The organism is Sphingomonas sp. Leaf34 (assembly GCF_001421805.1).
GTDB lineage: Bacteria > Pseudomonadota > Alphaproteobacteria > Sphingomonadales > Sphingomonadaceae > Sphingomonas.
The window spans coordinates 151,128-177,587 of the sequence record NZ_LMLC01000005.1 but is presented as its reverse complement, the minus strand read 5'-3'; the positions used below and the strand labels follow the sequence as shown (position 1 = coordinate 177,587).

The window sequence follows — 26,460 nt, the reverse complement described above, 5'->3', positions numbered from 1 at the left end:
GATCCTCCCCCGCCAGGGGGAGGTGGCAGGCATCAGCCTGACGGAGGGGGAGGAAGGAGAAACGCCTGTTCCGTGTCCTCCCCCTCCGTCGCCTTCGGCGCCACCTCCCCCTGGCGGGGGAGGATTGAACCGCGGCATGCGACGTTTTGCAGCCCGAACGCTGTCGCCGCGGCTTTGCTTGTGGCAGCAGGCGCCGATGACTCCGCCTGCTCTGCCGATCCTTGCCGTGCTGCCCGACCTGCTCGCCGCTTTGCGCGCGCGATCATCGGCGGTGCTCGTCGCGCCGCCGGGTGCGGGCAAGACCACCGCGGTTGCGCCGGCCCTGCTAGCCGAGCCATGGTGCGCCGGCGAGATCCTGCTGCTGTCGCCGCGGCGCCTGGCGGCGCGGGCGGCGGCCGAGCGGATGGCGGCGACCGCGGGCGAACCGGTCGGCCAGACCTTCGGCTATGCGACCCGCATGGACAGCAAGCGGTCCGCCGCGACCCGGGTCACGGTGATCACGGAGGGCATCTTCGTCGCGCGAATCCAGGGCGATCCCGAACTCGCGGGCATCTCCGCGGTGCTGTTCGACGAGGTGCATGAGCGCAGTCTCGACGGCGATTTCGGTCTCGCGCTCGCGCTCGACGTGCAGGCGGCGTTCCGGCCCGACCTGCGTATCGTCGCGATGTCGGCGACGCTCGATGGCGCTAGGTTCGCTGCGCTCATGGACGGCGCTCCGGTGATCGAGAGCGAAGGGCGTAGCTATCCGCTGACGCTGCGCCATATCGGCCGCCAGGCGGAATTGCGGATCGAGGATTCGGTCGCGTCGGCGATCCGTCGCGCGCTCGGCGAAGCGGAAGGCGGCGTGCTCGCCTTCCTTCCCGGCGTCGCGGAGATCGAACGCACCGCCGACCGGCTCGCCAATCTTCCCGACGATATCGTGCTGCACGAGCTTCACGGCAGCCTCGACCCCGCCGCGCAGCGTGCCGCGATCCTTCCCGAACCCGATGGCCGCCGCAAGGTCGTGCTCGCCACCAGCATCGCCGAGACCAGCCTGACGCTCGACGGGATCCGCATCGTCGTCGATTCAGCCCTCGCCCGGCGCCCACGCTACGACCGCGCCGCGGGGATGACTCGGCTGGTGACCGAGCGCGCAAGCCAGGCCGCGGTGACGCAACGCGCCGGCCGCGCTGCCCGCCTTGGGCCGGGCGTCGCGTATCGCTTGTGGGAAGAGGCGGCGACCGCGGGGCTGCCGCGCTACGATCCGCCCGAGATCCTGGAGGCGGACCTGTCGGCGCTGGTGCTCGCCTGCGCGCTGTGGGGCGTCGGCGATCCGCGTGAGTTGCGCTGGATCGATCCGCCCCCGGCTGCTGCGATCGACGAGGCGATGGCGCGACTGACGACGCTGGAGGCGATCGAGGACGGCCGCCCGACGCCGCACGGACGCGCGATCGCGAAGTTGCCGATGCCCCCACGGCTGGCGCATATGCTGTTGCGGGCGGGGGAGCGCGGCCTCGCGCCGGTCGCGGCGCAGGTTGCGGTGCTGCTCGGCGAGCGCGGGATTGGCGGGCAGGACGTCGATCTCGAAACGCGTCTTCGCCGGTGGAAGACCGAGCGCGGGCCGAAGGCGCAGGCGGCGCGGGGGATGGCCGAGAGATGGGCGAAACTTGCCCCCCTTCCGCTTGCGGGAGGGGTTGGGGGGGGGCGTGACATACACCAGGGGCGCGGCGTTGCTGGGTCAGCCCCTCCCCCGACCCCTCCCGCAGGCGGGAGGGGAGCAGAGGTATGCGTCGCGCTTGGCTTCCCCGATCGGGTCGCGCGCCGGCGCGATGCCTCCGGGGAGACCTGGGCTTCGGTCGGCGGGCGGGGGTTCCGGCTCGACCCGACCTCGCCGCTGGCGCGGTCGGAATGGCTCGCGGTCGCCGACACGCAAGGCTCGGCGGCGGGCGCACGCATTCTCTCGGCCGTTGCGATCGAGCAGGCCACGGTCGAAACGCTGTTCGCGGACCGGATCGAATCGCGCCGCACGGTGGTGTTCGATTCCACGACCGGCGGGATCCAGGCGTTGCGCGAACGCCGGCTCGGCGCGATTCGTCTGTCCAGCGGCCCCGATAGCGGCGCGGATCCGGACTCGATTCTCGCCGCGCTGCTGGCCGGCGTCCGCGAGCATGGCCTCGGCCAACTCGCGTGGAGCGACGGCGCGCAGGCGTTGCGTGACCGTGCCACCTATGCCGGCGTGCCGCTCGACGACGCGACGCTGCTCGACCGGGTGGAGGAATGGCTCGCCCCGCTACTGGCGGGCAAGCGCCGGCTCGATGCGATCGCGCCCGGTGCGCTGGCCGAAGCGTTGCGCAACCTGCTCGGCTGGGACGCGATGCAGACGATCAACCGCCTTGCCCCGCCCGATTTCACCAGCCCCGCCGGCAGCACGCACGCGATCGACTATGCGGCCGAGGGCGGCCCGCGCGTCGAACTCCGCGTCCAGGCGCTGTTCGGGCTCGGCGTGCATCCGGTGATCGGCGAGGGCCGCGTGCCGCTGGTGCTGAGCCTGACATCGCCCGCCGGCCGACCGATCCAGACGACGCGCGACCTGCCGGGATTCTGGGCGGGCAGCTGGACCGCGGTGGCGAAGGAAATGCGCGGGCGCTACCCCAAGCATCCCTGGCCCGACGACCCCGCCGCGGCCTCGGCCACGCTGCGGACGAAAAAGGCGGATGCAAGGGGCGCCGGTTCGCGATAAGGGAGCATCCATGCCTACCGCCCGTATTTTCCAGCGCCCCAAGAACGCCATGCAGTCCGGCAAACACCGGACCGACGCCTGGCAGCTCGAATTCGAACCCTCGGAGGCCAAGCGCCCCGACCCGCTGACCGGCTGGGCCGGCAGCGGCGACACGCGCGACCAGCTCCGGCTGCTGTTCCCGACCGCGGAGGCGGCGATCGCGCACTGCGAGCGTGAAGGGTTCGGGTACACCGTCGTTCCTGCGCCGCAGAAGACGCTGAAGCTTCAGAGCTACGCCGACAACTTCAAGTAAGCGGGGCGCGCTCGCCGCGCGGCTGCTGTCTTACCGGCATCCCAGCGAAGGCTGGGATCCAGAGTTACGGGCACGGACGCTCGTGGCTCTGGATCCTGGGTCGAGCCCAGGATGACGGCCTGGGGCTGGGCTAGAGTATGGACCCCGCCAGGATCAGCAGCATCTTAGTGTCGATCGCGATGCCGGCCTTGCGCTTCGCCGCGACGAACGCCGGCACCTCGGCCAGCGGAACCCGGTGCACGGTGATGTTCTCGTCGCTGTCGCCGCCGCCGTTACCGACCTTGGTCAGCCCGGTCGCACGCACCAGCGTGAAGCATTCCGAGGTCATCCCGGGCGACGAGTAGAACACGCCCAGATCTTCGATCGAGTCGGCGCGGTAGCCGGTCTCTTCCTCAAGCTCGCGCCCGGCCGCCACCGCGACGCTCTCGCCCGCGGTCTCGTCGCCGACCAGCCCCGCGGGCAGTTCGAGGCAGGCGCGGCCCAAGGGAACGCGGAACTGTTCGACCAGAATCACGTCGCCATCGTCGATCGCGACGATGACCGCCGCGGCGATCTGGCCCTGACGCGCGGCGAATTCCCACGTGCCCTCGGTCTGGACGGTCAGGAATTTGCCCGCCCATACGGTCTTGCTCATAGTTCGATCAGCCTGTCGGGAAGTTCGTTGACCGGCGCACCGGTACGCGGGAAATGCTCGGCGAGCACGCGGCCGATCTGCGCGACCGCATCGGCCATGCCGTCGGCGGGGCGATCGTCGCGGACGCCGGCCAGCACCGCCGCCATCGCCGCACCCCAGGTTTCGTTCGGCACGCGCGAGTGGATCGCATCGTCGGCGATGATCTCGGCACGGTGCTCGGCAAGCGACAGATACAGCAGCACGCCGGTCGCGCCCTTGGTCCGCTTCTCGGCGCCCGCGCGGAACAGGAGCAGCGCGCGCCGCCGGACGCGACGCGCCTTGGTCGCGCCGGGGGTGAGCGCGACGCGCACCGAGGTCGCCGCCAGAACGAGCCGCACGCCGAGGAACACCAGCGTCACCAGCACCAGCGCGATCGCATAGAGCGCGCCCTGCGGGGCGGATTGCGCCCAGGGATCGACGAGACGCACATAGATATGATCCGCCACAATCGGCCGGAACGCGAGCAGCGCCAGCGTCAGCAGCATGCCCAGCACGGCCCAGTGCATCGATACGTCGTGATAAGAATCGGACTGCCGCGCGACGATCGTGACGATCTCGCCGGTCGTCGCGGTCTCCGCCTGCGTCACTGCCGCGGTGACCCGGTCGTGATCGGTTTCGCTCAACCGCATGTCACCAACTCCCCGATGCGCCGCCGCCGCCGCCGGATCCACCGCCGCCACCGCCGAAACCGCCGCCGCCCCAGCCGCCGCCGCCGCTGTCACCGCCGCCGCTGTCACCGCCGCCGCTGTCACCGCCGCCGCCACTCCAGCCGCCGCCACCACCACCGCCGCCACGCGTCATCGCGTCGGCGATGCTCCACAGCACGATCGGCAGGGCGCCGCTGCCGCCACCGCTGCCGCCATCGGTATAGCGCCTGCCGCCGGCGCGCCGCGACAGCATCGGGATGATGATCGCCGCGAGCACGATCCCGAAGAAGATCAGCCCGATCGGCACGCCGCCGCCGCCCGACGTCGACCGCCGATGCGTCTTGTCATATTCGGCCGCCGCCGCCGCCACTTTCGCGCGCGCCTCGGCATCGGGCAGCGCGAGCTGGTCCGCGACCGCATTCGTCCCCGCGACGATGCCGCCGGGAATATCGCCTGCCTTGAACCGCGGCAGGATCTGCTGGTTGATGACGACGCTGGAGAACGCGTCGGTCAGTACGGGTTCGAGCCCGTAGCCGACCTCAATCCGCACCTTGCGGTCGTTCGGCGCCACCAGCAGGATCGCGCCGTTGTTCGCATCCTTCAACCCGACACCCCAGCCCCGGATCAGGCGATTGCCGTAATCCTCGATCGGATAGCCTTCGAGATCGGGCACGGTCGCGACGACGAGCTGGTTGCCCGACGATTTCTTCAAATCGTCGAGCCGCTTGGTCAGCGCCGCTTCCTGGTCGGGCGGAATGACATTGGCCGCATCGACGACGAAGCCGGTGAACTTGGGCAAGGTCTGCGCGGTGGCGGCCCCGGTGACGGTGCCGCTTCCCAGCAGCACCGCGCAGGCCAGCGTGGCAAGGTAGCGGGTCATCGCGCAGACCCCATCATCAGCTCGCGTTGCCGAAGTTTACCGTCGGCGCGGTCTCTGCACCGGGCGTGGTCGCCGCGAACGGCACCATCGGCTTGGCACCGTAGAAGATCTTCGCGCCGACCGCGTCGGGGAAGGTGCGGATCTTGGTGTTGTACGCCTGCACCGCGCCGTTGTAATCGCGGCGCGCGATCGTGATGCGATTCTCGGTACCCTCGAGCTGGCTCATCAGCGTGGTGTAGTTGCCCTGGCTCTTCAGCTCGGGATACGCCTCCTGCAGCCGCTGGAGCGAGACTCCGACCGCGCCCTGGACGCGCTGATACTGCGCCATCTTGGCCGGATCGGAGAGATCGTCCGCCGACACCTGGACCGAGTTCGCAGCAGCACGTGCCTGCGTCACCTGGACTAGGATATCCTTCTCCTGCGCGCCCGCCGCCTTCACCGTGGCGACGAGGTTGGGGATCAGGTCGGCGCGGCGCTGATAGTCGTTCTGCACGTCGGCCCAGCGCGCCTTCACATTTTCCTCGGCGGTTGGGATGCTGTTGATCCCGCAGCCCGCGAGCGCGAATGCGAGGAGGATCGCGGCGCCGCCGCGGGCGATTGGGGCACGTGACATCGGGGTTCTCCTGAATAGCTGTATCGCCCTCATAGGACAGCCGGCAGGGTTGGCGAAACCGAAATCGGCGGTTAACTTTATGCGGGATTTAAGAAGGGGGCGCGGATGCTCAAGGAATTCAAGGCGTTCATCATGCGCGGCAACGTGCTCGATCTCGCCATCGCGGTGATTATCGGCGCGGCGTTCGGGAAGATCGTCACGTCGCTGACCGACGACGTGCTGATGCCGGTGATCGGCAAGATCTTTGGCGGGCTCGATTTCTCGAGCTATTTCTGGCAGATGGGGCCAGTGCCGGCGAATTATGCGGGCTCGCTCAGCGATTACGCGGCGCTCAAGAAGGCGGGCGTGCCGCTGCTCGGCTATGGCGCGTTCGCGACGCAGCTCGTCAATTTCGTGATCGTCGCTGGCATCATCTTCATGATCCTGCGCGTGGTGAACCGCACCGCGGCGCTGATCGAGCGCGAGACCGCGCGGCTGAAGCGCGAGGAAGAGGCGACCCCGGTCGCGCCTGCACCCGAGCCGGTCGAGATCGCGTTGCTGCGCGAGATCCGCGACGAGCTGAAGGCTAGGGGGTGACCGCCCTGTCCCTCTCCCCTGCGGGGAGAGGAAGGAGCCGTTAGGCGACGGAAGGGTGAGGGGCCTGAGGCTTCGGCGCGGGATCCCAACACCCCCTCATCCGGCGCTGCCGCGCCACCTTCTCCCCGATGGGGAGAAGGAAAACTTCACGCGGCGGCGAGATCCTCGGCGTTTGCATCCGCCAGGCTCGTGCCGTCGAGGATCCGCGCGGTTTCGTCGCGGACGCGCATCATCGCATAGCGGATCGCGCAATCCGCCTCGCTCTTGCAGTCGAGGCAGGGCCGGTAGGCCGTCCGGCTGACGCACGGGACGAGCGCGAGCGGCCCCTCGATGATCCGGATGATCTCGCCGAGCGAGATCAGGTGGCTGGGGCGCGACAGGCGATAGCCGCCCATCTTGCCGCGATGGCTGTGGAGCAGGCCGGATTCGCGCAGATCGGCAAGGATCAGCTCGAGAAACTTGCGCGGCACGTTCGCTTCGGCAGCGATGCGAGTCATCGGGATCGGAGGGCCACCGACGGGGGCCCCGCCAAGAAAGATCATCGCGCGAAGCGCGTAGCGGGAGCGCTGCGTCAACATAATGCAAATTGCTATGCACGCGGTTTGTGGCGAGTGGAAGGCGGTTTGGCACGTTGCGTGCGGTGAGAATGGCGATCGGGGCCGATCGGGCCAAGAAAGCAGCATAAGCCGGGCTTTTCATCGCGCTGCGCCTTCCCTATATCGGGCTTGCCGTTGGGGGAATTCTCTCTTGGCGGCTATGGCGATAAACCGTGGCGTGTCATAGACACAGCGGACCCGGGGGCAGTACCCGGCGACTCCACCACCGCCCTCTTCGCAAGAGGGGGACGATGACGGGGTCGAACTAGGATCGACGTGTGTTCAACGACGCTATGTTTCGCTCGGAATGGGACCACCGCAACGGCCCATACACAAGTGCCAACGATAACGAAGCACTCGCAATTGCCGCATAACTGACGGTCTAACGACCTAAGTTATACGGACGAAAGCGCGGTTCGGGCCACACCGGGCAACAGAAGTGGACACCGGCGGTACGGGGGGCACCGAGCAACAGAAGCTCCCCACTTCATGCATGGTCAGTCCAAGATGCGGCTTTTAGGCCACGGCGGTCGTTATCCTCACGCGATCGTGTCGGCAGATGCCTTTGCCGCCTCCAGATAGCGCCCGTTCAAGAGAAACGCCGCGGGTGCGTAGCGTTCGACCAGCAGGACGTGCGCCGCGTATGCGACTGCCGATGCCAGCGCGACGGTGAATGCGAACGCGGCATAAGGATTCCACGACACGCGCACGAGTATCAACTTTGTCGCGATGATGATAGGGAAGTGCAGGATATAAATCGTGAACGATGCATCGGCAAATTGCCGAACGATCGTCGGGATGGTCCGTATCTTCACGGCCGAGCGCAGGATCAAGATCGATGCGGCGGGCGGGCAGACCGCCATGCCGATAAGCTCGACGAGATCGCCGACGATCGCCCGGCGGAGCGGATCAAGCGCCAGGCTCGCGCCGCCGAACCAACTCGCATAGGTGATACCAACGCAGACCAAGATGATGACCGGTGTCCGGATCGAGTGAGTCATCGTCCGGAACAGCATCGGCGACCGCGCGAGCAGGAACCCGAGCAGATAGAAAGGCGCATAACCGAGCATCAGCTGGATGTGCGACAAAGGCGCGGCATAGCGCGGCGGGGTTTGCCCCGCCAGAACCTGTCGCGTAAGCATCATCAGCGCGCAGCAAGCAAGCGCGGTCGCGAGGAGGATGATTGTCTGCGCCGACCGGCTGGAGCCAATTGAACGATTGGTGAGAGCGCGCTCGATCCGAGCGATTGCGCCGGAGCGGCGATCCCACTGGTGGAACGCGTAGCTGAGCGGCGCGTAGGCGAGTAACGCGACAAGGAACCAGAGGTGATACCAGTCCTGCGCGATCACAAAGGGCCAGCGCGTGCGATCGGGAAGATCGTCGAGCATGTAGCCGATCAGCGGACATATCACGAGTAGCCCGACCAGCAGCGGCATGCCGATCTGAACGGTGCGCCGACCCAGCCATGCCAGCGGTGACCGGCGGCGCGCCAAGGCGTACCCGCACAACAGCCCGGAAATCAGCATGAAGCTCCCCATCCGGAATGCGTGCGATATCAGCGGGATCGCGGCAAATACGGGGATATGTTCCAAGCCGATCGCACCGTGCAGGATGACGCCGCCGAGCATCAGGATCGCCCGCCACATCGACAGACCTTCGATCCTGGTGCCAGCTGCGCCCGGGCTCATAGCCGAACGATCGCCGGACCTGTGGACCGCGCTTCGAGCGATGGCGGACACGCCCGTGCAGACGTGTGTCGAACGATTGCCGTCAGTACCGGCTTCATCGCAGAGGTCAGCCTGCCATAGCCCTTCGAATTCAGATGGATGCCGTCATCGACATAAAATGCACCGGGCCGATGGTTGACCAAGAAGAGCGGGACGATGTTGACGAAGGTCGCGCCGGGCGTACGCCGCGCGATCGCGCGCGCGGCAGTATTGAAGCTGGTCTGTTCTGGGAGGTTGCCCCACCGGGTCGGCGTCGGTTTGAGCGACACGATCACGACCGGGACATTACCCCATTTCGCCGACTTAAGTGCCAGGAATGTCCGTAGATTGGCGACATCGTCGGCGGCGCTTGCTCCTTTGGCGATATCGTTCTCACCCGCGTAGAAGACGATCGCGCGAGGCGGCGCTCCATGGGGTTCGTTACGGACCATTTGCAGCAACTCGGGCATCGTCGCGCCGTCGACCCCGCGGTTGCGGACGTCAAAAGGCGCCATGTCGCTCGCCAGCGTCGTCCATTTCTGGATTGTCGAACTGCCGATAAACCACAGCGGGCATTCGCTTGGGTGCGCGCGGTTGGGCAGCGTCGCGGATGCTGCCCGCATCGCGGCGCGCGATTGCATCACGAACAGACCGCCCCCGAAAATTACCGCAAAAACCAAAACGGCGACGCTTAGCTTGCCGAGTTCAGCCAATCGCGATGTGGACAGCGTGAAGCGTCTAAGACCTTCATGACGCCGGGCCGCAGGAATATCGTTGTCGCCTCGCGCCACTGCGCCTCACCTATTGCCTCGGTAGGGCGACATAGCGGCGGGGCGTAAGCCAAACGTTAATCCGCGACGGTCGTCGCGAACGCTGTCAATCGAGCTGCTTGTGCAACAGCCGGCTTAACTGCGCGCCGGTATAGGGTTTCGCGATGAAGCGGGCCTCCCCGGGTAACGTCGTCTCGCAAATCTCGCCCGCACCCGACGTGACGAGAATGGCGATGTCCGGACGCCGATCGTAAACCGCGTTGGCCAAGCCCACGCCATCGAGGTGGCCCGGCATTCTGATGTCGGTGAACAGCGCGCCGATGTCGGGGCGTTCCTCGAGACGCGCCAAGGCGTCGCGGGCGTTACTGGCCTCGACTACTTCGAAACCTGCGTCCTCTAGGGCCAAGTGAGAGTGGACGCGGACGAGAGGATCGTCGTCGACGACGAGGATGACGGACTTCAGGGTGCAATTCATATCGGTTCGAACTGCTGGCCCATTGCTCCGTTCCGAGATTAACCGTCTTCTTCGTGAAACAATGCGGCAGGCGGTTGGTCTAACGAGAAAGGGGCCCGGTTTCCCGAGCCCCTGCATTAATTTATGTTAAGTCGCAAAGACTTAGTCGCGATCGCCCGTCAGGAACGCCGGCGCGAACTCGGGGGCCTTGTCGCCGTCCGAACGCTCGGCGCGGGGTGCGCGCTCGCCGCCACCGCCGTCACGACGCGGGCCACGGCCACCGCCGTTGCCGCCGGCATCACGACCGCCATCGCCGTCACGACGCGGGCCACGGGGACCACGGTCACCGCCGCCTTCGCCGCGCGGACCACGACCGCCGCCGCCGTTACCGGCATCACGACCGCCATCGCCATCGCGACGCGGGCCGCGCGGACCACGATCGCCACCCTCACGGGGCTCACGCGCCGGGCGGGTATCTTCCAGCTCTTCGCCGGTCGTCTGGTCGACGACGCGCATCGACAGGCGAACCTTGCCGCGCGGATCGATCTCGAGGACCTTGACCTTGACTTCCTGGCCTTCGCTGAGCGCATCCGAGACCTTCTCGACGCGCTCGTTCTTGATTTCGGACACATGGACGAGACCGTCCTTGCCACCCATGAAGTTCACGAACGCACCGAAGTCCACCAGGTTGACGACCTTGCCGTCATAGACCTTGCCGACTTCGGCTTCCTCGACGAGGCCCTTGATCCACTTGATTGCAGCTTCGATCTGCGCGGGGTCGGACGACGACACCTTGATCACGCCCTCGTCGTCGATGTCGACCTTGGCGCCGGTCTGCGCGACGATCTCGCGGATCACCTTGCCGCCGGTGCCGATGACTTCACGAATCTTCGACTTCTCGATCGTGAAGGTCTCGATCCGCGGTGCGTGTGCCGACAGCTCCTCACGCGTGTGGTCGAGCGCCTTGGCCATTTCGCCCAGGATGTGCGCGCGGCCTTCCTTGGCCTGTGCCAGCGCCTTGCCCATGATCTCTTCGGTGATGCCGGCGATCTTGATGTCCATCTGCATCGTGGTGATGCCCTCGGACGTGCCAGCCACCTTGAAGTCCATGTCGCCGAGGTGATCCTCGTCGCCCAGGATGTCCGACAGAACCGCGAAGTTCTTGCCCTCGAGGATCAGGCCCATCGCGATGCCCGACACCGGACGCTTCAGCGGAACGCCAGCGTCCATCATCGACAGCGAACCGCCGCAGACCGTCGCCATCGACGACGAGCCGTTCGACTCGGTGATGTCCGACAGAACGCGGATCGTGTACGGGAACTCTTCCTTCGACGGCAGCACCGGGTGCAGCGCGCGCCAGGCGAGCTTGCCGTGGCCGACTTCGCGACGACCCGGCGCACCGAAGCGACCGACTTCACCGACCGAGTAGGGCGGGAAGTTGTAGTGCAGCATGAAGTTTTCGTACGAAAGCCCGTTCAGGCCGTCGATCATCTGCTCTGCGTCGCGCGTGCCGAGCGTGGTGGTGCAGATCGACTGCGTCTCGCCGCGCGTGAACAGCGCCGAGCCATGCGTGCGCGGGAGGAAGTGGACCATCGCCTCGATCGGACGGATCTGCGTAGTGGTGCGGCCGTCGATGCGGGTGCCGTCCTTGAGGATGGCGCCGCGGACGATCTCCGCCTCCAACTTCTTCATCAGCTTGCCGGCCGCCATCTGGTCCTGCGGGGTCGCATCGGCAAAGGCGGTCTTGCCCTTCCCACGAGCGGCGTTCAGCAGGTCCGAACGCTTGGACTTGTCGGTCACCTTGTAGGCAGCCGCAATGTCCTTGCCGATCAGCTTCTTCAGCTTGTCCTTGGCGGTCGACAGGTCGGCCTGCTCGGCCATTTCCCAAGGATCCTTGGCGGCCTGCTCGGCCAGATCGATGATCAGGTTGGCGGCTTCGCGGCATGCCTTGTGCGCGAACTGGACCGCGCCGAGCATGATCTCTTCCGAAAGCTCCTTGGCTTCCGATTCGACCATCATCACGGCCTGGCCGGTGGCGGCGACGACGAGGTCGAGATCACCCGCCTTGGCTTCGTCGAGCGTCGGGTTGAGGATGTAGGCGCCATCGACATAGCCGACGCGCGCTGCGCCGATCGGGCCCATGAACGGCACGCCCGAGATCGTCAGCGCTGCCGATGCCGCGACCATCGCGAGGATGTCCGGCTCGTTCTCGCCGTCATACGACAGAACCTGGCAGATCACGTTGATCTCGTTGTAGAAACCCTCTGGGAAGAGGGGACGGATCGGGCGATCGATGAGACGGCTGGTCAGCGTCTCCTTTTCGGTCGCGCCGCGCTCACGCTTGAAGAAGCCACCGGGGATGCGGCCGCTTGCGGAGAACTTCTCCTGGTAATGGACGGTGAGCGGGAAGAAATCCTGCCCTTCCTTGACGGTCCGTGCAGCCGTGACGGCGCACAGAACGACGGTCTCGCCGAGGGTGGCGAGCACGGCGCCGTTTGCCTGACGGGCCACGCGGCCGGTCTCGAGCGTCAGCGTCTTGCCGCCCCACTGGGCGCTTACTGTTTTGGTATCGAACATTTCGTTTCCTTCACTCCGGCGGCCAGATGCCGACCGGGGCCTATGTGCGAGCTAAGCCGGCTCGCGGCGGTGTGGAGCGAGTTGTCGCTCCTAAAGGGATCGGCCGAATTGCCTTTCCCTTAAGTCTTCCCCGGCGAAGGCCGGGGCCCAATCGGGGTACACTGCGTGTCGCGCGCGCCGCCATTCTAGAATCTTTTTGCCATAATGCCAAAAGGGGCGACCTTTCGGCCGCCCCTTCGGTTACTTGCGAAGGCCGAGCTTCGCGATCAGATCCAGGTAGCGCTGGCCGTCCTTGTGACGGAGATAATCCAGCAGCGTCCGGCGCTTGTTGACCATCATGAGAAGACCACGACGCGAGTGGTTGTCCTTCTTGTGGCCCTTGAAGTGCTCGGTCAGGTTCTTGATGCGCTCGGTCAGGATCGCGACCTGGACTTCCGGCGAACCGGTATCGCCCTCGGCGCGCGAATGCTCCTTGACGAGCTCGGTCTTGCGTTCAGCGGTAATCGTCATGAAATTCGTCCTACGACATCACAGATTGAAACCGCGAACGACCCGGACGTCTCCGTCCTCGACCTCGACCAGCGCGACCGGGACGGCGTCCAGCTCGGCAAAGTATTGGCCATCGTCTGCGGCGATCCCGGCCAAGATACGCCCCTGTCGGAGCGCCCCTGCCTGGTCGGGGGTGAGGGAGAGAGCCGGGATGTCGTCCAGCGCCACCCTCAAGGGCAGAAGTACATCTTCAAGCGCGGAGGCCTTAGCGAGTTCGTCCAGTTTGTCCAGCGATATCGCGGCGGAGAGGTCGAACGGACCCGCCTTGATGCGGCGCAGCATGGTAACGTGACCGACCGTGCCGAGCGCCAGCGCGATGTCACGCGCGAGGCTGCGGATATAGGTGCCCTTGGAGACGTGCGCGGTCAGCGTGACTTCGTCCAATTCCTCCCCGGAACGGGGAGGGGGATCAACGTCCGCTTGGACGGTGGTGGAGGGGGACTCGCCGAGACCGTCCCGTTCGCCGAAGCCCCCCTCCACCAGCTTCGCTGGTCCCCCTCCCCGTACCGGGGAGGATAGCGAATAAATTGTCACGTTGCGGCTGGCCAGCACCACGTCCTGCCCGGCGCGCGCGAGGTCGTAGGCGCGCTCGCCATCGACCTTCAGCGCCGAATAGGCCGGTGGCGCCTGCGAAATCGGCCCGGTGAACTGCGCCAACACCGCCTCGACCGCCGCCATCGTCGGTCGCACGTCGGAGGTGGCGATGCTCACTCCCTCGGCATCGAGCGTGTCGGTCTGCACCCCGAACATCACCGTGAAATCATAGATCTTGTCGCTGTCGAGCATCCGCCCGGCAAGCTTGGTCGCCTCGCCGACCGCGATCGGCAGCACGCCGGTCGCGAGCGGATCGAGCGTACCGCCGTGGCCTACCTTAAACTTGCCATAGCCGCCCTCACGCAGCGCGCGCTTCACCGCGGACACACCTTGGGTCGAGCCGAGCCCGAGTGGCTTGTCGAGAATGATCCAGCCATGCATGAGAAAAGTCCTTGAAGATCGTAAGTCGGGGCGAGCCCCGCACGCTCCGTCATCCTGACGAAAGTCAGGATCCAGAGCCATGTAGGCCGCGATCCGTAACTCTGGATCCTGACTTTCGTCAGGATGACGGGGTAGTGGGAAGCCGAAGGGCATTGGCACGAGTGCTTCGACTTCGCTCAGCACGAACGGAAGGGGGTAATGGGAGGGCGGCGGAGCTACCCCAAAGCCTCGGTGAAATGCCGGCGGCATAGCGCGACATAGCGGTCGTTGCCGCCGATCTCTGTCTGCTGCCCCTCGGCGATCGCCCGCCCGCCCGCATCGACGCGCAGGTTCATCGTCGCCTTGCGCCCGCACATGCACACCGACTTGATCTCGACCAGCGAGTCCGCCAGCGCCAGCAACCGCGCCGACCCCGGAAACAGCGCACCCTGGAAATCGGTGCGCAACCCGTACGCCAGCACCGGAATGCCAACGACGTCGCAGACATGGGCGAGTTGGTCGACCTGTGCGGGCGTCAGGAACTGCGCCTCGTCGACGAGTACGCACGAGATCGCCTCCTCCCCGTGCTGCTGGGTGACGCACGCACCGATATCGGTCGTCGCATCGAACGAGATCGCGGGTGCCTCCAGTCCGATCCGCGAGGTGATCGTGCCCGCCGCGAACCGGTCGTCGATCGCGGCGGTGAACAGCATCGTCCGCATCCCCCGCTCGCGATAGTTGAAGTCCGCCTGCAACAGGTTCGTCGACTTCCCCGCGTTCATCGACGCGTAGTAGAAATACAGCTTGGCCATGGCGCGTCTCTAGGCGTGCGCCCTATGATGCGTCCACTGCGCGTATGGACATTGCATCCCGGCCAGATACCATCGGCGACGATATCGGGGGATTGTCATGCGCGGTGCCATCTGGGTTCTTAATATCTTCGCGACGGTTTGGGGCGCTATCGGTCTTGCCGGGTTCGGATGGCCGGCGAAGGCTATCCCGATGGTGATCTCGGTTATTTTAATCACCTGGGCGAGCCGTATACCCGCGCCGGAGCGGACAGCGGCGGACTCCAAGCGCATCGGTCGGCTGATCGGAATCTGGACGATGGTCGAGGGAGTCGCGATATTCGCGACGTTCGCGCTGACCCCGAAGCTCGGCATCCCCGATGCCGCGGTTCCGATCCTGGCGATCGTCGTCGGGTTGCACTTCCTGCCGCTCGCGCGCGGCATCCCGATGCCGGTCTATTATGCGACCGGGCTGGCGATGATCGCGACGGGCGCGGTCGCTTTGCTGCTGCCCGGGGCGGATCGGCACACCGCAACGGGTATTCCCTGCGCGATCATTCTTTGGGCAAGCTGCGTCGCCATCGGCCAACGGGCGCGACGAGGCGTCCTCTTCTAGCCCTCGTCGGCTGCCAGATCGCGGGCGATGTGCGGGTCGCGCAGCAGCGTGTCGATATGCGTGCCCTCGTCAAAGCTCTCGTCGGCGAGGAACTTCAGCTTGGCGGCATACCGCATCTGCACCCGGTTCGCGACTTCGCGCTGGAGATAGGCGGTGTTGGTCCGCAGCGCCTTCAGCACCTTTTCCTCGTCCTTGCCGAGCAATGGCTTCACGAAGACGGTGGCGTGACGCAGGTCGGGGGACATGCGCACCTCGGTGATCGTCACGAGGTGCTTTTCGAGCACCGGATCATGGACGTCGCCGCGTGCGAGGATGTCCGACAGCGCGTGACGCGCCTGTTCGCCGACCCGCAAGCTGCGGACGACTTTTACTTCTGAGGTATCGGCTTTCATTCTTCTCTCTCCCTCGCCCCTCCGGGGAGAGGGTGGGGGTGAGGGGAGGCCGCGAACGCTATCGCCCGGGGCAGCCCCTCACCCGACCCTCTCCTCCGAGGAGGAAAGGGCTCTACGTCATCAAAGCGTGCGTTCGCGCATCTCGACTTCGAACGTCTCGAGGACGTCGCCGGCCTTGATGTCGACGAAGTTCGACGTGAACGTCACACCACATTCCAGCCCGGCGCGGACTTCCGCGACATCATCCTTGAAGCGACGCAGCGATGCGATTTCGCCCTGGTAGATGATGACGTCGTTGCGCGTGATGCGCGCCTTGAGCGCCTTGCGGATATTGCCTTCGGTGACGAGCAGACCCGCCGCCTTGCCATGCTTGCCCGCCGAGAAGACCTCGCGGATGTCGGCACGACCGACGACCGTCTCGAACGCTTCCGGCCCAAGCTCACCGGCCATCCCCGCCCGGATCTCGTCGATCAGGTCGTAGATCACGTCGTAATATTTGAACGCGACCTTCTGGCGCTCGGCGATCTCGCGTGCCTTGGCGTTCGGACGGACGTTGAAGCCGATGATCGGTGCACCCGATGCCGCCGCCAACGTGACGTCCGACTCCGTGATGCCGCCGACGCCCGAGCTGAGCACGCGCGCCTTGATCAGATCGGTGGAGATCTTGTTGATCGCCCCGACGATCGCCTCGACCGTGCCCTGCGTATCGGCCTTGACGACCAGCGGATATTCGATCGCCTGCTTTTCCTTGAGCGCCGAGAACATGCTCTCGAGGCTGGCAGGAACCGAGGCGGTCCGCTTGTCGGTCTTCACGCTGCGACGATATTCCGCGACTTCGCGAGCCCGTGCCTCGTTCTCGACGACCTGGAACGGATCGCCCGCAGACGGCACGCCCGACAGACCCAGGACCTCGACCGGCATGGCCGGACCCGCTTCCTTGATCTGCTTGCCCTTGTCGTCGACCAGCGCGCGGACCTTGCCGCTCTCGCCGCCGACGACGAAGATGTCGCCGACCTTGAGCGTACCGCGGTTGACGAGGATCGTCGCGACCGGGCCACGACCCTTGTCGAGCTTGGCCTCGATCACCGTACCCTCGGCCGCGCGATCCGGATTGGCGCGCAGTTCGAGCAGTTCGGCCTGGAGCTGGATCTTCTCGATCAGCGTGTCGAGACCGATCTTCTTGGTCGCGGAGACTTCGACGTCCTGGACGTCGCCGCCCATGTCCTCGACCACGATCTCCTCGCTCAGCAGGCGCTCGCGCACCTTCTGGGCATTGGCGCCTTCCTTGTCGATCTTGTTGATCGCGACGATCATCGGCACGCCCGCTGCCTTGGTGTGGGCGATCGCCTCCACCGTCTGCGGCATCAGGCCGTCGTCCGCCGCCACCACCAGGATGACGATGTCGGTGACGTCCGCGCCGCGCGCACGCATCTGCGTGAACGCCTCATGGCCCGGCGTGTCGAGGAAGGTGATCTTCGACTTGTCCTTCAGCGTGACCTGATACGCGCCGATATGCTGAGTGATGCCACCCGCTTCGCCGCGCACCACGTCGGTGCCGCGCAGCGCGTCGAGCAGGGACGTCTTGCCGTGATCGACGTGACCCATGATCGTGACGACCGGAGCGCGGGGCTTCAGCGTCTCTTCGGCATCGTCGATCGTGTCGTTGGCCAGATCCTGGTCGACATCGCTGACGCGCGTCAGGTTGTGGCCGAACTCGGTGACGAGCAGCTCGGCGGTATCCTGGTCGATCGTCTGCGTCATCGTGACGGGCATGCCCATCTTGAACAGCGCCTTGACGAGGTCGGCGCCCTTCTCGGCCATGCGGTTGGCGAGTTCCTGCACCGTGATCGCCTCGGGGACGACGACGTCGCGGATCTGCTTGGCCTGCGCCTCGCGCGGACCACCCGTGCCGCGACGCTCCTTCTCGCGCGCACGCTTCAGCGCGGCGAGGCTGCGGGCACGTGCACCATCACCATCGCCGAGCGCGCGGTTGACGGTGAGCTTGCCCGAGGTGCGACGATCGTCACCCTTGCGGTCACGCTGCTGCGGACGCGCTGGCACTGCGTCGCGACGGACGCCACCGGCCGGAGCATTCGCACCGGTTGCACCTGGGCGAGCGGCGGTCGTGCCGGCGTTGCCGGTCGTTGCCGGCGCCGCGGCAGCGGGGGCAGCGACAGGCTTCGGCGGCGGTGGAGGACGCTCTGGACGTGCGACCGGCGAGAACCGGCGCGGTGCCGGGAATGCCGGATCGCGAGTCAGTTCGATGATGGGCGGCGGTGCCGGCGGTGCGACAGGCGCCGGCGCAGGCTTGGGAGCCGGTGCAGGCGCCGCGGCAACCGGCGCGGGCGCAGGCTTCGGTGCAGCAACCGGAGCCGGGGCGGGCGCCGCAGCAACGGGGGCTTCGACCGGAGCCGGCGCAGGCGCTGGCGTCGGTGCTGCGACCGGAGCGGGAGCCGCTTCGACCACAGGAGCGGGTGCGGGCGCAGGAGCCTCGACGGGCTTCGGCGCCTTGGCTTCAGCCTCGGCACGCGCACGCTCAGCGACGCGGTTACGCTCGTCTTCGATCGCCTTGGCGCGCTCGGCCTCTTGGCGACGACGCCCTTCTTCCAGCGTGTTCATGCGCTGCTCTTCAGCCTCGCGGAGCAGCTTGGCCTGGCGCTCTTGCGGCGACAGATTGCTCTGCTGCTGACGCACAGGGGCGGGCGCAGGCTGCGGTGCGCGCGCCTGCGGTGCCGGGGCTGCGGGGGCAGCCGCCGGGGCGGGCGCGGCAATCGGTGCCGCGTCCGCAACCTGCACGTCGGGCTCGCCCGGACGGCGCAGCACGCGCGCACGCTTGGTTTCCACGATCACCGTATTCGATCGGCCGTGGCTGAAGCTCTGCTTCACCTGGCCGGTCTCGACCGTGCGCTTCACACCCAAAGGTGCGCGCATGCCAAGTTTCGGCTTCTCGTTGTCCGTGTCGCTCACTCAAATTCCTCAGTCATGTCCACGGCCGGGCGTTGTCCGGTCGATCCGGACGCCCCTATATTTTGTGACGCCGATGCGCCCTGCGAGGCCGTTTCGCAAGACACGGAAGAAGGTTCGGAGCCGATAAAATGCAGCCAACGGTCAAGCGCTTCGCTCACCCGCTTTGCTGCAGCGCGGTCTGTCAGGCCAATGTGTACCACATTTTCCCGTCCCAGCGCCAACGCCAATATGGTGCGCGACGCAGGCAGTGCCAACCCCCGCAAACCCGAGCCCTCGACATCGTTGCCGATGCGCCAGGCCTGGTCGAGCTTGCGGTTGCCATCCTCGGCAGCGTCGGACGCGTGATACAGCGCCTTCAGCTTGCCCTGGCGTGCGTTCTGCTCGATCCGGTCGGAGCCGATCAGCACCGTCCCCGAGCGCGATTCGAGCCCGAGCCGGTCGAGCGCGTTACGCGCAAGTGCGGATTCGATCATCGCTGGAAGCTCGGGTGCGATGGTAAACTCGCCGGTTTTGAACGCTCGCGCGAGCGCGCCTTTCAGCTTGCCCTTCTTGATCGCCGCCTCGAGTTCGAGTCGCGTCACCCCGATCCACGCACCGCGGCCAGGAGCCTTGGCACGCACGTCGGGATGAATCTGGCCATCGGGGGCCAGCGCGAGTCGCACCAGATGCGGGCGAACGTCGCGCTCGCCTGACAGGATGCACTTGCGGATGGGGGCGTCTTCATCCCCCTCGCGCAAGCGAGATGGCTTGGGCTTGCGCCCGGCACCATCCTTGTTCTTGGCCGAGGCCGGGCGCCCACCCTTCGGTCCTCTCCCGCTAGCGGGAGGGGAGGAAGGAAGGTCGTCGGTAGCGCCTAGCGTCTCATCGGGAGGGTTCCGCATGTGCGTCCTCCTGCGCTGGAGTTGTCTTGGGCGCGTCGCGGTCGACCAGCAGCTGGCCGCCCGCGCCGTAATTCTCGGTCGAGACTTCCTCGATCACGATCTGCACCGCAGCCGGGTTCTTTCCCAGCCGCTGCACGAGCGACTGGGTGACGTCGGCGACGATGCCGGACTTCTGGTCCTTCGTGGCAGACCCCGAGATGCGAATGCTGACGAAGGGCATCAGGCCTTGTCGCCCTCGCTTTTCGTGTCGGTCTTGTCCGCAGCGTCCTCGACCGAAGCGTCGTCCGCCGGAGCGTCCTCAGCCACGGCTTCGTCGGCCGTCGTCTCTTCAGTTGCAGCGTCCTCGACCACGGCGTCATCAGCCGAAGCCGCTTCCACCGGAGCCTCGTCCGCCTCGTCGGCGTCAGCTTCGGGGGCCTCGTCCTCGAACCAGTGCGCACGCGCGGCCATGATGATCTCGTTACCCTGCTCGTCGCTCAGGCCGTATTCGGCGAGAATGCCGCCCTTGGGCTCGGGACGCTTGGGCGCGTCGTCGTTGCGACGGCGTGGCTCGACGCGCTTCTTCTCGACCAGCTCGTCGGTCGCCAGATCGGCGAGGTCGTCGAGCGTCTTGATCCCCGCCTTGCCGAGCGTGACGAGCATCGCCTCGTTCAGATACGGCATGTCGATCAGCGCGTCCTCCACGCCGAGCGCGGTGCGCTCTTCGCGGCTGGCCGCGTCGCGACGCTCGAGCGCCTCGGTCGCGCGGTTCTGCAGCTCGCCCGCCAGATCCTCGTCGAAGCCCTCGATGCCGGCGATCTCCTCGACCTCGACATAGGCGACCTCTTCCAGGCTGGTGAACCCTTCGGCGACCAGCAGCTGCGCGAGCGTCTCGTCGACGTCGAGCTCCTTCTCGAACATCGCCGAGCGCTCGACAAAGTCCTTCTGGCGCTTCTCCGAAGCATCGGCCTCGGTGAGGATGTCGATCGCCTTGCCGGTCAGCTGCGACGCGAGTCGCACGTTCTGGCCACGACGGCCGATCGCCAGCGAAAGCTGGTCATCGGGAACGACCACCTCGATGCGCTCTTCTTCCTCGTCGATCACGACGCGGCTGACCGATGCCGGCTGCAACGCGTTGACGACGAAGGTCGCGATGTCGGGCGACCAGGGGATGATGTCGATCTTCTCGCCCTGCATTTCCTGCACGACGGCCTGCACGCGGCTGCCCTTCATGCCGACGCAGGCGCCGACCGGATCGATCGACGAATCATGGCTGATGACGCCGATCTTGGCACGCGAACCGGGATCGCGGGCCGCAGCCTTGATCTCGATGATGCCGTCGTAGATTTCGGGGACTTCCTGCGCGAACAGCTTCTTCATGAAGTCGGGGTGGGCGCGGCTGAGGAAGATCTGCGGACCGCGGTTCTCGCGGCGGACGTTGAGGATCAGCGAACGGATGCGGTCGTTGACGCGTACCACTTCGCGCGGAATCTGCGCGTCGCGGCGGATGACGCCTTCTGCACGGCCTAGGTCGACGACGACATGGCCGAATTCGACGCGCTTGACGACGCCGGTGATGATCTCGCCCGCGCGGTCCTTATACTCTTCGAACTGGCGCTCGCGTTCGGCGTCGCGGACCTTCTGGAAGATGACCTGCTTGGCGGCCTGTGCGGCGATGCGGCCGAACTCGATCGGGGGCAGCGGATCGACGATGAAGTCACCGAGCGCTGCGTCCTTCTGGAGCTTTTGCGCGCCCTTGACGTCGACCTGCTTGAAATAGTCATCGACCGCCTCGACCACCTCGACGACGCGCCACAGGCGCAGATCGCCGGTGTTCGGATCGAGCTTGGCGCGGATGTCGTTCTCGGCGCCGTAGCGCGAACGGGCGGCGCGCTGGATCGCGTCCTCCATCGCCTCGATCACGATCGCCTTGTCGATCATCTTCTCCGACGCGACCGAATTCGCGATCGCGATCAGTTCCGCGCGGTTTGCGGTGACTGCCGTGGCCATCAATGCTGTCCTTCTTCGGTGTCGGCCTCGTGAGCGTCAGGCTCATCGGTGGGCGTGTCTTGATAGAAAACTTCGTCCGCGCCTTCGATCGAGAGCGGCGCGGTCGCGGCGATGAGTCGGTCGGTCATGACGAGCTTGGCATCGGCGACCTGGCTGAAGTCGATCGTCATGATCTTGTGCTTGTTCACGTCGACGGTGATCTTGGTCCCCTCGACGCCCATCAGGTTGCCCGAGATCTGCTTGCGATCCTCGAACGGCTCGACGAGGCGGATACGCGCCTCCTGGCCTTCCCAGTCGGCAAAGTCCTGGAGCCGGGTCAGCGGGCGGTCGATACCGGGGCTCGATACCTCAAGACGATACGCGTCCTCGCCGACCGGGTCCTTGCCCTCGGCCTCGAGCGCATCGAACTTGTCCGAGATGCGGCGCGACAGCTCGGCGCAATCCTCGATCACCAGCTGGCGGGTGTCGGGGCGTTCGGCCATCACCTGTAGCGTCGGGTCGGACTTGCCGCCCTGCATGCGCACGCGCACGAGGCTGAGGCCGAGCGCCTTGGCTTCGGGTTCGATCAGGTCGGTCAGCAGGGCGATATTCGCCATCGAAATTCCAAACAGGGCCAAAGCACAGGGGGTTTCCGCCGCGGAGCAAGCCCCGCAGCCTCTTCACCTGGCGATGTAGAGAAGTGATGTCTCTATACGCCGGCTGGTGTCGCTCCGCAAGCGGGAGCAACCTTCGTTCGTCACGCCGCGTTTGCACAGGGATTTCCGGGAGAGAATCATGATCCGTCGCACTCTGTTTGCAACCGTTCTGCTGTCCGCCACGCCGCTCGCCGCAACCGCCTGTTCCGCGCAACCCGCGGCGGCTGGGAAGCCGTTCAAGGAGACGGTGGTCGCCGATTTCGAGTCGCCTTGGGCGATGACGGTGTTGCCAGAAGGTGCGTTGGTGACCGAAAAGGACGGCCGGATGGTCTTCCTGATGCTTGGTTCCGGAGCAAAAGGCAGTGTCGTGGCTACGATGCCCGTCGCCGGCGTCCCCAAAATCGACTCCGCCGGGCAAGGGGCTTTGATGGACGTGGTTCTGGCTCCTGATTATGCACGAAACCATCTCGTCTATTTTTCGGGATCGACCGTCGGCGAAGGGGGTAAGGGCGTCGCGCTTTGGCGTGGCAAATTTGTCTTGAGTAACCGCGGCCCGCGGCTGGAGGGTGTCGAGGAACTGTTTCGTGCCCGCCCGTTCGTCGAGGGCAACGGCCATTATTCCGGCCGCATCGCGTTCTCGCCCGACGGCAAATATTTGTTCTTCACCAACGGCGAGCGCCAGAAGTTCACCCCCGCGCAAGACCCGAAGATGACGCTCGGCAAAGTGCTGCGGCTAACGCTCGACGGCAAACCCGCGCCCGGCAATCCGCTTGCCGCAAAGGGCTTCGCGCCCGAAATCTGGAGCTACGGCCACCGCAACCTGCTCGGGATCGCGTTCGACGCGCAGGGCAATCTCTGGGAGCAGGAGATGGGGCCCAAGGGCGGCGACGAGGTCAATCTGATCAAGCCCGGCCTCAACTATGGCTGGCCCAACGCGTCGAACGGGAGCCATTACGACGGCCGGGATATCCCCGATCACAAGCCGGGCGACGGCTATGAGCCGCCCAAGGTGTCGTGGAACCCCGTGATCTCGCCCGGCGGCCTGATGATCTATTCGGGGGCGATGTTTCCGCAGTGGAAGGGGGATGCGTTCATCGGCGGGCTGTCGTCGCAATCGCTCGTCCGCGTGGACCTGAACGGCACGAATGCGGCCAAGGGTGACCAGTGGGGCATGGGGGCGCGCATCCGCGACGTCGAACAGGGGCCCGACGGCGCGATCTGGGTGCTCGAGGACGGCGGCGATTCGCAAGGCCGGTTGATTAAGCTGACCGCGAAGTAGGCCACAATCCCCTCCCGCTTGCGGGAGGGGTTAGGGGAGGGGGCTACGTACGTACCGGCGTCAGGCTGGTGGCGCGCGCCCCTCCCCCGACCCCTCCCGCAAGCGGAAGGGGAGCAGAAGATCAGTCTCTCACGATCAGATAGTTCATCCGCGCCGCCGCGATCGGCTTGTCGCGCTCGTCCTGCCACGCGGTCGCCTCGACATTGGCCACGCGCGTGCCCAGCCGCGTCACCACGCCCGCCGCCCGCGTCGGCTTATCCCTGCCGCCGCGCATGAAATCGACGGTGACGTTCACCGGCTTGATCGCGCCGCCACCTTCAGCCTCCAGCGCATGCTGCAACGCCGCGATCGCCGCCATCTCCAGCAACCCCGAGATCGCACCGCCATGCAAGAACCCCGGCCGGCCCAAAACGTCGTCCGCAAACGGCATCAGCAGCACGGGCGGCGCGCCTTCCTCGATCTCGACCGAGACGCGCAGGATCTCCGCATAGGGCGGCAGGCCGATGCTCATGCCTCGATCCTTCGGTTGAGGCCCATGCCCGCGACATCGCCCACCACCATGAACGTCCCCGCGACGTGCGCGAGCGGATCGCTCGGATCACCGTCATGCGCCTGCCCGCGCACGAACGCGATCGAGCGCGTGATCCGGTAGCATTCGCCGCGCCCGATCACCGTCTTCCCCGGCGTGGCGGGGCGCAGATAATCGACGCGCAGGTCGAGCGTCGCGTGCGGCACGAACGCGTTGCGCTTGATCCAGATCGCCAGACTCGTCGCCATGTCCATCATCGTGATGATCGGCCCCGACGCGATCACGCCGCTCGCCGGATCGCCGATGAGCTTGGTGTCATAGGGCAGCGCGAGCTCCGCCCAGTCGTCGCCATGCGCGTGATAGCGCATCCCCAGCGCGGCGCCGTGCCCGCCGAAGCCGCGCGTCGCAAACCATTGTGGATCAAAACCAGCCATCCGCCCGCCTCTACACGCCGCGCGTCGGGGCGCAACATTGCGGGCGAGCGCGGGCGCGGTTAGCGTCGCCGCAAAGATCGAGAGGATCGCCTAAATGAACGATGCCAGCAACGACCGGGTCACCATCACCGTCACCGAGGGCGTCGCCGACGTCCGCCTCAATCGCGCGGACAAGATGAACGCGATCGACCCGGCGATGTTCGCGGGCATCGCCGCGGCTATCGACCAGCTCGCGGCCATGAAGGACGTCCGCTGCGTCGTGCTGTCGGGCGAGGGCAAGGCGTTCTGCGCCGGGCTCGACATGGCATCGATGGCGAGCGGCGGGTCGGGGCTGGAGCTCGGCGACCGGACCGCGGGCGGCGCGAACCTCCCGCAGCAGGTCGCGTGGGGCTGGCGCACGTTGCCGATGCCGGTGATCGCCGCGGTCCACGGCGTCGCGTTCGGCGGGGGGTTCCAGATCATGTCGGGCGCGGACATCCGAATCGCGCATCCAAGCGCGCGTTTCGCGATCCGTGAAAGCCATTGGGGCCTCGTCCCCGACATGGCCGGCATCGCGCTGTGGCGCACGCTGGCGCGCGACGACGTGCTCCGCGAACTCACCTACACCGCGCGCGAGTTCGACGGCGCGGAGGCGGTGCGCCACGGTTTCGTCACGCGGCTGTCCGAAGACCCGCTCGGCGAGGCAATGATGCTCGCGCGCGAGATCGCCGCCAGGAACCCCCACGCGATCCAGGGCGCGAAGCGTCTCTACAACCTCGCGGCGGATGCGGACGCGGTGGCGATCCTGCACGCCGAGACCGAGGAACAGCTGAAGGTCATCCGCACGCCCAACCAGGTCGAACAGGTGCGGGCCAACATGGAGAAGCGCGCGGCAGTGTTCGTCGACTAAGGCCCCCGCGGGCGCGCGCGTCATCCTGACGAAAGTCAGGACCCAGGGTTGCGGAGGGCGGCGCGTGGTACTCTGGGTCCTGACTTTCGTCAGGATGACGGGGGAGGGCGTTCGTTACCACCCCGGCGGAGGCCGGGGGCCAGTTGGAAAGGTTGTCGTAACGAAGCGCCGTCCTACACCATCAGCATCGCCCAACTGGACCCCGGCCTTCGCCGGGGTGGTGTGTTACGGATTGGGGGGGTGCCGCTACTTCACCTTGTCGTACGGCGTGAAATCCCGGAACCGGCAATAGCCCGACGGGATCGACATGCCCGGCGACACCGTCCGGAAGCGGTCGTTCTGGCAAAGCTGCCCGCCGTAAACATCGACGATCATCGTATCGAGCGGCCGCAGCGAGGGGCACCCGCCCACCGGCCCGGTCTTCCAGATCCGCTTGCCCGATTGCCGGTACAGGATCGTCTGCGAATCGACGATCTCGGGCCCGTTCAGCTGTTGCAGGTTGATGCACCGCACCGGGGCGCCCGCCGGTCGCCCGGCGAGCGGGTCGGACTTGCCCGCCACCAGCATCAGCGCCACCGCCGCGAGAACCGGTGCGCGCATCATGGCTTCCGATACGGTACGAACGCGCCGAAGCTGCAACTGCCGGTCGGGAAGCGCGACGCCTGGTCGAACGTCCGGGCGATGTCGCCTCGGCACAGCTGCCCGGTCGGCGTCTGCGTGACGAGCACGTCGCCGCGCGCGATCCCCTCGCACCCGCCGACGGTATCGCTGCGATAGACCAGGTTGCCGCTGGCGCGGTACAGGATCGTCGCACCATAGCCCGAACTCTGCTTTTGCGGGAACTGGTTGATGCAGCTTACCGGCTTGCCCGGCACCAGCCCCGCCAGTTCCTTCGCCAGCTTCTCCTGCACGCCCGCCTCGCGGACCTGTGCGCGCTCGACATCGGCCTGCGTCTGCGTACACGCGCCGAGCAGCGCCGCCGGCAGCATCAGGAGTGGCAGGAAAAGCATACGCATCGCAACGCTCCTCGAAAGTCTTGCCACCTCCATACGCCT

General features: G+C 66.4%; 27 protein-coding genes, 1 other RNA gene and 1 pseudogene. 7 read left to right on the top strand and 22 right to left on the bottom strand.

Annotated features, from left to right (window positions below; all coding sequences use genetic code 11):
* Positions 1-196 precede the first annotated feature (196 nt).
* Entirely contained in the window at positions 197-2,719 is a 2,523-nt protein-coding gene (gene hrpB, locus ASF00_RS15265; RefSeq protein ID WP_055882335.1) for an ATP-dependent helicase HrpB, read from the top strand.
* 10 nt (positions 2,720-2,729) lie between these two features.
* On the top strand, positions 2,730-3,011 hold the full coding sequence (locus ASF00_RS15260) for an ETC complex I subunit (protein WP_055881180.1): 282 nt from the start codon (positions 2,730-2,732) through the stop codon (positions 3,009-3,011).
* 130 nt (positions 3,012-3,141) lie between these two features.
* Here ASF00_RS15260 and ASF00_RS15255 read toward each other — a convergent pair whose 3' ends face one another.
* The 4 genes from ASF00_RS15255 to ASF00_RS15240 are packed head-to-tail and all read right to left on the bottom strand — an operon-like array spanning position 3,142 to position 5,824.
* Positions 3,142-3,645, bottom strand: a complete 504-nt coding sequence (locus ASF00_RS15255) for an NUDIX hydrolase (protein ID WP_055881178.1) — start codon at positions 3,643-3,645, stop codon at positions 3,142-3,144.
* Positions 3,642-4,313: a TPM domain-containing protein gene (locus ASF00_RS15250; RefSeq protein ID WP_055881175.1), complete on the bottom strand. Its 672-nt coding sequence runs from the start codon at positions 4,311-4,313 to the stop codon at positions 3,642-3,644. Before ASF00_RS15250 ends, ASF00_RS15255 begins: the two co-directional genes overlap by 4 nt.
* A 1-nt stretch (position 4,314) precedes the next feature.
* Complete coding sequence (locus ASF00_RS15245) at positions 4,315-5,211, bottom strand: TPM domain-containing protein (RefSeq protein ID WP_055881172.1); 897 nt, start codon at positions 5,209-5,211, stop codon at positions 4,315-4,317.
* A gap of 16 nt (positions 5,212-5,227) precedes the next feature.
* Entirely contained in the window at positions 5,228-5,824 is a 597-nt protein-coding gene (locus ASF00_RS15240) for a LemA family protein (RefSeq protein WP_055881169.1), read from the bottom strand.
* Positions 5,825-5,929: 105 nt separating this feature from the next.
* Here ASF00_RS15240 and mscL point away from each other — a divergent pair, with 105 nt between their 5' ends.
* The gene (gene mscL / locus ASF00_RS15235; protein WP_055881167.1) at positions 5,930-6,400 is read left to right on the top strand and encodes a large conductance mechanosensitive channel protein MscL; all 471 of its coding nucleotides are present in this window, start codon (positions 5,930-5,932) and stop codon (positions 6,398-6,400) included.
* 146 nt (positions 6,401-6,546) lie between these two features.
* Here the strand turns inward: mscL and ASF00_RS15230 are convergent, their stop codons facing one another.
* Positions 6,547-6,978 (bottom strand): RrF2 family transcriptional regulator, encoded by a 432-nt coding sequence (locus tag ASF00_RS15230; RefSeq protein ID WP_055881164.1) that lies wholly within the window; start codon positions 6,976-6,978, stop codon positions 6,547-6,549.
* A gap of 110 nt (positions 6,979-7,088) precedes the next feature.
* Here ASF00_RS15230 and ssrA point away from each other — a divergent pair.
* Positions 7,089-7,444, top strand: a transfer-messenger RNA (tmRNA) gene (ssrA, locus tag ASF00_RS18130).
* 91 nt (positions 7,445-7,535) lie between these two features.
* On the opposite strand, the gene ASF00_RS15225 is transcribed toward ssrA, so the two are convergent.
* The 7 genes from ASF00_RS15225 to ASF00_RS15195 all read right to left on the bottom strand — a co-directional run bounded on the left by ASF00_RS15225 (position 7,536) and on the right by ASF00_RS15195 (position 14,818).
* Positions 7,536-8,684: an acyltransferase family protein gene (locus ASF00_RS15225; RefSeq protein WP_055881162.1), complete on the bottom strand. Its 1,149-nt coding sequence runs from the start codon at positions 8,682-8,684 to the stop codon at positions 7,536-7,538.
* Entirely contained in the window at positions 8,681-9,325 is a 645-nt protein-coding gene (locus tag ASF00_RS15220) for a GDSL-type esterase/lipase family protein (protein WP_235525901.1), read from the bottom strand. The genes ASF00_RS15225 and ASF00_RS15220 overlap by 4 nt, the downstream gene beginning before the upstream one ends.
* A gap of 253 nt (positions 9,326-9,578) precedes the next feature.
* Positions 9,579-9,947 (bottom strand): response regulator, encoded by a 369-nt coding sequence (locus tag ASF00_RS15215; protein ID WP_055881156.1) that lies wholly within the window; start codon positions 9,945-9,947, stop codon positions 9,579-9,581.
* Between the two features lie 141 nt (positions 9,948-10,088).
* Positions 10,089-12,503: a polyribonucleotide nucleotidyltransferase gene (gene pnp, locus ASF00_RS15210; protein ID WP_055881154.1), complete on the bottom strand. Its 2,415-nt coding sequence runs from the start codon at positions 12,501-12,503 to the stop codon at positions 10,089-10,091.
* Positions 12,504-12,743: 240 nt separating this feature from the next.
* A complete protein-coding gene (gene rpsO / locus ASF00_RS15205; protein WP_055881152.1) occupies positions 12,744-13,013 on the bottom strand; it encodes a 30S ribosomal protein S15 in 270 nt (89 codons plus the stop codon).
* An 18-nt stretch (positions 13,014-13,031) separates the two neighbouring features.
* Entirely contained in the window at positions 13,032-14,027 is a 996-nt protein-coding gene (truB, locus tag ASF00_RS15200) for a tRNA pseudouridine(55) synthase TruB (RefSeq protein WP_055881150.1), read from the bottom strand.
* Positions 14,028-14,242: 215 nt separating this feature from the next.
* The gene (locus ASF00_RS15195; RefSeq protein ID WP_055881148.1) at positions 14,243-14,818 is read right to left on the bottom strand and encodes a thymidine kinase; all 576 of its coding nucleotides are present in this window, start codon (positions 14,816-14,818) and stop codon (positions 14,243-14,245) included.
* Between the two features lie 97 nt (positions 14,819-14,915).
* Between ASF00_RS15195 and ASF00_RS15190 the strand changes: the two genes are divergently transcribed.
* Positions 14,916-15,410: a hypothetical protein gene (locus ASF00_RS15190; RefSeq protein ID WP_055881145.1), complete on the top strand. Its 495-nt coding sequence runs from the start codon at positions 14,916-14,918 to the stop codon at positions 15,408-15,410.
* Here the strand turns inward: ASF00_RS15190 and rbfA are convergent.
* The 6 genes and pseudogenes from rbfA to rimP all read right to left on the bottom strand — a co-directional run bounded on the left by rbfA (position 15,407) and on the right by rimP (position 22,235).
* On the bottom strand, positions 15,407-15,802 hold the full coding sequence (rbfA, locus tag ASF00_RS15185) for a 30S ribosome-binding factor RbfA (protein ID WP_055881142.1): 396 nt from the start codon (positions 15,800-15,802) through the stop codon (positions 15,407-15,409). The two genes, ASF00_RS15190 and rbfA, sit on opposite strands and share 4 nt — an antisense overlap.
* 120 nt (positions 15,803-15,922) lie before the next feature.
* Entirely contained in the window at positions 15,923-18,769 is a 2,847-nt protein-coding gene (gene infB / locus ASF00_RS15180) for a translation initiation factor IF-2 (protein WP_055881139.1), read from the bottom strand.
* On the bottom strand, positions 18,766-19,506 hold the full coding sequence (locus ASF00_RS15175; RefSeq protein ID WP_055881137.1) for a DUF448 domain-containing protein: 741 nt from the start codon (positions 19,504-19,506) through the stop codon (positions 18,766-18,768). The genes infB and ASF00_RS15175 overlap by 4 nt, the downstream gene beginning before the upstream one ends.
* A gap of 124 nt (positions 19,507-19,630) precedes the next feature.
* Positions 19,631-19,870, bottom strand: coding sequence for a tautomerase family protein (locus ASF00_RS15170; RefSeq protein ID WP_055881134.1), 240 nt, complete (start codon positions 19,868-19,870; stop codon positions 19,631-19,633).
* A gap of 161 nt (positions 19,871-20,031) precedes the next feature.
* Positions 20,032-21,639, bottom strand: a pseudogene (nusA, locus tag ASF00_RS15165) (transcription termination factor NusA); the annotation flags it as partial.
* Complete coding sequence (gene rimP, locus ASF00_RS15160) at positions 21,639-22,235, bottom strand: ribosome maturation protein RimP (RefSeq protein WP_055881131.1); 597 nt, start codon at positions 22,233-22,235, stop codon at positions 21,639-21,641. The gene rimP and the pseudogene nusA, both read right to left, overlap by 1 nt.
* 178 nt (positions 22,236-22,413) lie before the next feature.
* Here rimP and ASF00_RS15155 point away from each other — a divergent pair, with 178 nt between their 5' ends.
* Positions 22,414-23,553 carry a PQQ-dependent sugar dehydrogenase gene (locus tag ASF00_RS15155; protein ID WP_082463486.1) on the top strand — a complete coding sequence of 380 codons (1,140 nt, stop codon included), beginning with the start codon at positions 22,414-22,416 and terminating at the stop codon, positions 23,551-23,553.
* Positions 23,554-23,674: 121 nt separating this feature from the next.
* Here the strand turns inward: ASF00_RS15155 and ASF00_RS15150 are convergent, their stop codons facing one another.
* On the bottom strand, positions 23,675-24,064 hold the full coding sequence (locus ASF00_RS15150) for a PaaI family thioesterase (protein WP_055881130.1): 390 nt from the start codon (positions 24,062-24,064) through the stop codon (positions 23,675-23,677).
* Positions 24,061-24,516 carry a PaaI family thioesterase gene (locus ASF00_RS15145; protein ID WP_055881127.1) on the bottom strand — a complete coding sequence of 152 codons (456 nt, stop codon included), beginning with the start codon at positions 24,514-24,516 and terminating at the stop codon, positions 24,061-24,063. Before ASF00_RS15145 ends, ASF00_RS15150 begins: the two co-directional genes overlap by 4 nt.
* A gap of 94 nt (positions 24,517-24,610) precedes the next feature.
* Here ASF00_RS15145 and ASF00_RS15140 point away from each other — a divergent pair, with 94 nt between their 5' ends.
* Positions 24,611-25,405 (top strand): crotonase/enoyl-CoA hydratase family protein, encoded by a 795-nt coding sequence (locus ASF00_RS15140; protein WP_055881124.1) that lies wholly within the window; start codon positions 24,611-24,613, stop codon positions 25,403-25,405.
* Between the two features lie 246 nt (positions 25,406-25,651).
* Here ASF00_RS15140 and ASF00_RS15135 read toward each other — a convergent pair whose 3' ends face one another.
* Together ASF00_RS15135 and ASF00_RS15130 are read right to left on the bottom strand one after the other, a co-directional pair.
* Positions 25,652-26,005, bottom strand: a complete 354-nt coding sequence (locus ASF00_RS15135; protein ID WP_055882330.1) for a hypothetical protein — start codon at positions 26,003-26,005, stop codon at positions 25,652-25,654.
* The gene (locus tag ASF00_RS15130) at positions 26,005-26,421 is read right to left on the bottom strand and encodes a hypothetical protein (protein WP_055881121.1); all 417 of its coding nucleotides are present in this window, start codon (positions 26,419-26,421) and stop codon (positions 26,005-26,007) included. The genes ASF00_RS15135 and ASF00_RS15130 overlap by 1 nt, the downstream gene beginning before the upstream one ends.
* Positions 26,422-26,460 lie beyond the last annotated feature (39 nt).

Bases quoted from the DNA above. Each gene is read 5' to 3' on its own strand.
- hrpB (WP_055882335.1), top strand. From the start codon at position 197: ATGACTCCGCCTGCTCTGCCGATCCTTGCCGTGCTGCCCGACCTGCTC.
- ASF00_RS15260 (WP_055881180.1), top strand. From the start codon at position 2,730: ATGCCTACCGCCCGTATTTTCCAGCGCCCCAAGAACGCCATGCAGTCC.
- ASF00_RS15255 (WP_055881178.1), bottom strand. From the start codon at position 3,645: ATGAGCAAGACCGTATGGGCGGGCAAATTCCTGACCGTCCAGACCGAG.
- ASF00_RS15250 (WP_055881175.1), bottom strand. From the start codon at position 4,313: ATGCGGTTGAGCGAAACCGATCACGACCGGGTCACCGCGGCAGTGACG.
- ASF00_RS15245 (WP_055881172.1), bottom strand. From the start codon at position 5,211: ATGACCCGCTACCTTGCCACGCTGGCCTGCGCGGTGCTGCTGGGAAGC.
- ASF00_RS15240 (WP_055881169.1), bottom strand. From the start codon at position 5,824: ATGTCACGTGCCCCAATCGCCCGCGGCGGCGCCGCGATCCTCCTCGCA.
- mscL (WP_055881167.1), top strand. From the start codon at position 5,930: ATGCTCAAGGAATTCAAGGCGTTCATCATGCGCGGCAACGTGCTCGAT.
- ASF00_RS15230 (WP_055881164.1), bottom strand. From the start codon at position 6,978: ATGTTGACGCAGCGCTCCCGCTACGCGCTTCGCGCGATGATCTTTCTT.
- ASF00_RS15225 (WP_055881162.1), bottom strand. From the start codon at position 8,684: ATGAGCCCGGGCGCAGCTGGCACCAGGATCGAAGGTCTGTCGATGTGG.
- ASF00_RS15220 (WP_235525901.1), bottom strand. From the start codon at position 9,325: ATGCGGGCAGCATCCGCGACGCTGCCCAACCGCGCGCACCCAAGCGAA.
- ASF00_RS15215 (WP_055881156.1), bottom strand. From the start codon at position 9,947: ATGAATTGCACCCTGAAGTCCGTCATCCTCGTCGTCGACGACGATCCT.
- pnp (WP_055881154.1), bottom strand. From the start codon at position 12,503: ATGTTCGATACCAAAACAGTAAGCGCCCAGTGGGGCGGCAAGACGCTG.
- rpsO (WP_055881152.1), bottom strand. From the start codon at position 13,013: ATGACGATTACCGCTGAACGCAAGACCGAGCTCGTCAAGGAGCATTCG.
- truB (WP_055881150.1), bottom strand. From the start codon at position 14,027: ATGCATGGCTGGATCATTCTCGACAAGCCACTCGGGCTCGGCTCGACC.
- ASF00_RS15195 (WP_055881148.1), bottom strand. From the start codon at position 14,818: ATGGCCAAGCTGTATTTCTACTACGCGTCGATGAACGCGGGGAAGTCG.
- ASF00_RS15190 (WP_055881145.1), top strand. From the start codon at position 14,916: ATGCGCGGTGCCATCTGGGTTCTTAATATCTTCGCGACGGTTTGGGGC.
- rbfA (WP_055881142.1), bottom strand. From the start codon at position 15,802: ATGAAAGCCGATACCTCAGAAGTAAAAGTCGTCCGCAGCTTGCGGGTC.
- ASF00_RS15170 (WP_055881134.1), bottom strand. From the start codon at position 19,870: ATGCCCTTCGTCAGCATTCGCATCTCGGGGTCTGCCACGAAGGACCAG.
- rimP (WP_055881131.1), bottom strand. From the start codon at position 22,235: ATGGCGAATATCGCCCTGCTGACCGACCTGATCGAACCCGAAGCCAAG.
- ASF00_RS15155 (WP_082463486.1), top strand. From the start codon at position 22,414: ATGATCCGTCGCACTCTGTTTGCAACCGTTCTGCTGTCCGCCACGCCG.
- ASF00_RS15150 (WP_055881130.1), bottom strand. From the start codon at position 24,064: ATGAGCATCGGCCTGCCGCCCTATGCGGAGATCCTGCGCGTCTCGGTC.
- ASF00_RS15145 (WP_055881127.1), bottom strand. From the start codon at position 24,516: ATGGCTGGTTTTGATCCACAATGGTTTGCGACGCGCGGCTTCGGCGGG.
- ASF00_RS15140 (WP_055881124.1), top strand. From the start codon at position 24,611: ATGAACGATGCCAGCAACGACCGGGTCACCATCACCGTCACCGAGGGC.
- ASF00_RS15135 (WP_055882330.1), bottom strand. From the start codon at position 26,005: ATGCGCGCACCGGTTCTCGCGGCGGTGGCGCTGATGCTGGTGGCGGGC.
- ASF00_RS15130 (WP_055881121.1), bottom strand. From the start codon at position 26,421: ATGCGTATGCTTTTCCTGCCACTCCTGATGCTGCCGGCGGCGCTGCTC.